Origin of the sequence: Acidiphilium sp. PM (assembly GCF_000219295.1) — a bacterium.
Taxonomy (GTDB): Bacteria; Pseudomonadota; Alphaproteobacteria; order Acetobacterales; family Acetobacteraceae; genus Acidiphilium; species Acidiphilium multivorum.
Genome location: NZ_AFPR01000189.1, coordinates 1 through 4,162, shown reverse-complemented (window position 1 = coordinate 4,162; position 4,162 = coordinate 1). Strand labels below are relative to the sequence as shown.

Genomic DNA, 4,162 nt, shown 5'->3' with positions numbered 1-4,162 from the left:
ATCAGCTTCAGAAGTGTGGATTTTCCAGCGCCGTTGCGCCCGATCAGGCCGATCTTGCGGCCGGGATCGACGACCAGCCCCGCCCCTTCCAGCAGGGCGCGGCCGGCAATGGAAAAGGACAGGTCTTCGATCCGCAACAGGCTCATGGCCGCTTGCTATCGCACAAGCCGGGACTTGCCCACCCCGGCCCGGCCCTGTAAGGGCGCGCGCGACGGCTCAACTCCAGACACGAGGCTCCCCATGGCAACCGAACGCACCCTCTCGATCATCAAGCCCGACGCCACGCGCCGCAACCTCACCGGCCGCATCAATGCGAAGTTCGAGGAAGCGGGTCTGCGCATCGTCGCCCAGAAGCGCATCCGCCTGACCAAGGACCAGGCCGAGGCGTTCTATGGCGTCCACAAGGAGCGTCCGTTCTTCGCCGGGCTGGTCAGCTTCATGACCTTGGGTCCGGTCGTCGTCCAGGTTCTGGAAGGCGACGATGCCGTGGCCCGCAACCGCGCGATCATGGGTGCGACCGACCCCAGGAAGGCCGAGGCCGGCACCATCCGCGCCGAATTCGCCGAGGACATCGAGGCGAACTCCGTCCACGGCTCCGACGCGGCGGACACCGCGGCGCAGGAAATCGCCTTCTTCTTCGCCGGCGTCGAGATCGTCGGCTGATCTGACCGGCACATGCAAAAAAGGGGGCCTCGGGCCCCCTTTTTCATGCCGCGGTCACGCGGGTCTCAGGGCGCGCGGCCGAGATTGACCTGGTTCGGATTGGTCACCGCGCCGCCGATCGCGCCCACGGCGCCGCCGATCAGCGCGCCCGTCGCCGCCGAGCCGCCCGTCGCAGCCCCCAGGATCGCACCGGTGCCCGCGCCGATCGCGCCGCCGGAGAGAGCCCGCTGGCCGGGCGTATAGCCGCAACCCGCCAGCCCCAGCGCCACCACCGAGAGCAGCACGGGAACGATTAGCACCTGTTTCGATCTCACAGTCATTTCGGGATCTCCTTGTTTTGTTTCAAGCGATATAGGGTTTCGCGTTGCGACTGCATGGCCCCCGCATGTCGGCATTGTAACGGCGACAATCGGGCGACTTCGTGGCATCGCCGCTCCGCAGCCTTGTGAACCGCGTTTACAGCCTGTAATCCGGCCCCTGCATCGACACTCCCGGAAGGGGGCGTTACCAGACCACGTTGTTGAACCATTGCTTGACTGGGAACCAGTGCCCGGGATCACACCCGAACCCGGCCTGGCCGCGCGGAAAGGATTTCATGCTCTCCAGGCTTCTCGGGCTCATGTCCGCCGACATGGCCATCGACTTGGGCACCGCCAACACGCTCGTCTACGTGAAGGGGCGCGGCATCGTTCTTGATGAACCCTCTGTGGTCGCGATCGCCGAGGTGAAGGGGCGCAAGCAGGTGCTTGCCGTCGGCGAGGAGGCCAAGCACATGCTCGGCCGCACGCCGGGCAACATCTCCGCCATCCGCCCGCTGCGCGACGGCGTGATCGCCGATTTCGAGGTGGCGGAGGAGATGATCAAGCACTTCATCCGCAAGGTGCACAACCGGCGCGGCTTCGCCTCGCCGCTGATCATCGTCTGCGTCCCCTCCGGCTCCACCGCGGTCGAGCGCCGCGCCATCCAGGAAAGTGCCGAGAGCGCCGGCGCGCGCAAGGTGCTGCTGATCGAGGAGCCGATGGCCGCGGCGATCGGCGCCGGCCTGCCGGTCACCGAGCCCTCGGGCTCGATGGTGGTCGACATCGGCGGCGGCACCACCGAGGTCGCGGTGATCTCGCTCGGCGGCATCGTCTATGCCCGCTCGGTCCGCGTCGGCGGCGACAAGATGGACGAGGCGATCATTTCCTACCTCCGCCGCGGCCACAACCTGCTGATCGGCGAATCCTCGGCCGAGAAGATCAAGCTCGACATCGGCGCCGCCTGGGCCGACCCGCTGACCGACAATGACTGGCACGAGGTGAAGGGCCGCGATCTCATCAACGGCGTCCCGCGCGAGGTCAGGGTCACCCGCGCGCAGATCGCCGAGAGCCTCGCCGAGCCGGTCGGCCAGATCGTCGAGACCGTGAAGGTCGCCCTCGAGAACACGCCGCCCGAACTCGCCGGCGACATTGTCGACAAGGGAATCGTGCTGACCGGCGGCGGCGCGCTGCTCCGCGGCCTCGACGACGTGCTGCGCGATGCCACCGGCCTGCCGGTCGTCGTCGCCGACGAGGCCCTGCAATGCGTCGCCAAGGGAACCGGCCGCGCGCTCGAGGAACTCAAGCGTCTGCGCTCCGTGCTGTCGACGATGTATTGATCGCCGGCGCCGGGGTGTGCATCGTAGCGGTCTGGAGGAACTGAACATGGCGATCCGCAAGATCCTGCTGCCCCTCGCGGGCGTTGCTTCCGCCCGTGCCACGCTCGGCACGGCGCTGATGCTCGGGGCGCGCTGGCGGGCCCATGTCCACGCCCTTCACGTCCGCACCGACACGCGCGATGTGGCCCCCCTCGCGGGCGAAGGGCTCTCCGGCGCCATGATCGAGGAGATGATGGCGACCACCGAGAAGGAGGGCAACACCGAGGCCAGGGCGCTGTCGGCGCTGTTCGACGCCGAAACCGCGGCCCACGGCATCGCCGTCGGCGCGCCGGTGCGCGACGCCAGCGGCGCCGTCGGCCAGGCCAGTGCCTGGTTCAGCTCGATCGTCGGCCGCGAGGAGGAACTCGTCGCCAGCGAGGCGCGCCTGTCCGATCTCATCGTCGTCCCGCATCCGAAATCGGCCGAGGAAGTCGCCTCCGCCGACGCGCTGCACGCCGTGCTGTTCGATTCCGGCCGCCCGGCGCTGATCGCCCCGGTCGAGCCGGCCGAGATTATCGGCTCCCGGATCGCGATCGCCTGGAACGGCACCGCGGAAAGCGCCTCGGCCGTCGCCTCCGTGCTGCCCTGGCTCTCCGGCGCGCAGCAGGTCCGCATCTTCCACTCGAACGACTATCAGCGCCAGGGTCCCGCCGCCGACCAGCTCGCCAGCTATCTCGAACTGCACGGCATCGCCGCGGACATCACCGAGTTCCGCGCCATCGACCGCAGCGCCGGCGCCGGCCTGCTCGCCGCCGTCACCGAATTCGGCGCCGACCTGCTCGCCATGGGGGCCTATTCGCATTCCCGCCTCCGCCAGCTCATCCTCGGCGGCGTGACGCGGCATGTCCTCGAGCACGCGCGGCTGGCGGTGCTGATGAACCGGTAGACAGGCGCGCGGATGTTCGGCGTCGAGGACGAGGCCACGGAAGCGGCGGTCCGGGCCTATGTGAAGCTGATGCGGGCCAGCCACGCCGTTCTCGCCCGCACGCAGGCGCGGCTGGCCGCCGCCGGCCTGACCCATGTCCAGCTCGGCGTGCTCGAGGCGCTGCTGCATCTCGGCCCCCTCACCCAGCGCGACCTCACCCGCAAGCTCCTCACCAGCCCCGGCAACCTGACCGACGTGATCGACAAGCTGGCCCGCCGCGGCCTTGTCGAGCGTGTCCAGTGCCCGGAAGACCGCCGCAGCGTCCGGGTCGTCCTCACCGCCGACGGCCGGCGCTTCATCGAGGAGTTGTTCCCCCGCCACGCCGGCGACATCGCCGCCGCGATGGGCGGGCTCGACGGCAAGGATCTCGCGGCGCTCGATGCGCTGCTGCGCCGGCTCGGCCTGGCGGCGGCCGGGGATTGAACGCCGGTCGAGACGGCCTATATCGTTCGATATCGAATAATATCACGCCTCACCGCGGTGGGTCGTGCAGGAGAAAGACGATGATCGACATCCGCCCCTTCGACTCGATCGGCCGTTTCCGCAACGAATGGCTGAACGCGCATCACCACTTCAGCTTCGGCAGCTATCGCGATCCCGCCCGCATGGGCTGGGGCGCGCTGCGCGTCTGGAACGACGACGAGGTCGCGCCGCAGACGGGCTTCGACCCGCATCCGCATCGCGACATGGAAATCGTCACCTTCATCCGCCAGGGCGCCATCACCCATCAGGACAATCTCGGCAATCGCGGCGTCACCCGCGCCGGCGACGTGCAGGTGATGCATGCGGGCACCGGCATCGTCCACGCCGAATACAATCTCGAGGACGAACCCACCCGCCTGTTCCAGATCTGGATCATGCCGGACCGCCGCGGCGTCGAACCCGGCTGGGCCACGCGC

General features: G+C 68.7%; 7 protein-coding genes. 5 read left to right on the top strand and 2 right to left on the bottom strand.

Going from position 1 to position 4,162, the window contains the following annotated elements; translation table 11 throughout:
• Positions 1–146 (bottom strand): ATP-binding cassette domain-containing protein (locus APM_RS20335; RefSeq protein ID WP_007423056.1); only part of this gene is annotated, 146 nt, incomplete at its 3' end.
• Between the two features lie 94 nt (positions 147–240).
• On the opposite strand from APM_RS20335, the gene ndk reads away from it, so the two are divergent.
• Entirely contained in the window at positions 241–663 is a 423-nt protein-coding gene (ndk, locus tag APM_RS08995; protein ID WP_007423055.1) for a nucleoside-diphosphate kinase, read from the top strand.
• A gap of 65 nt (positions 664–728) precedes the next feature.
• Here ndk and APM_RS08990 read toward each other — a convergent pair whose 3' ends face one another.
• Positions 729–983: a YMGG-like glycine zipper-containing protein gene (locus APM_RS08990; RefSeq protein ID WP_048858383.1), complete on the bottom strand. Its 255-nt coding sequence runs from the start codon at positions 981–983 to the stop codon at positions 729–731.
• Between the two features lie 275 nt (positions 984–1,258).
• Here APM_RS08990 and APM_RS08985 point away from each other — a divergent pair, with 275 nt between their 5' ends.
• The 4 genes from APM_RS08985 to APM_RS08970 form a co-directional block, all read left to right on the top strand.
• Positions 1,259–2,299 carry a rod shape-determining protein gene (locus APM_RS08985; protein WP_011942154.1) on the top strand — a complete coding sequence of 347 codons (1,041 nt, stop codon included), beginning with the start codon at positions 1,259–1,261 and terminating at the stop codon, positions 2,297–2,299.
• Positions 2,300–2,345: 46 nt separating this feature from the next.
• Positions 2,346–3,224 (top strand): universal stress protein, encoded by an 879-nt coding sequence (locus APM_RS08980; protein ID WP_007423053.1) that lies wholly within the window; start codon positions 2,346–2,348, stop codon positions 3,222–3,224.
• Positions 3,225–3,236: 12 nt separating this feature from the next.
• On the top strand, positions 3,237–3,686 hold the full coding sequence (locus APM_RS08975) for a MarR family winged helix-turn-helix transcriptional regulator (RefSeq protein ID WP_007423051.1): 450 nt from the start codon (positions 3,237–3,239) through the stop codon (positions 3,684–3,686).
• An 80-nt stretch (positions 3,687–3,766) separates the two neighbouring features.
• Positions 3,767–4,162 (top strand): pirin family protein (locus tag APM_RS08970; RefSeq protein ID WP_007423052.1); only part of this gene is annotated, 396 nt, incomplete at its 3' end.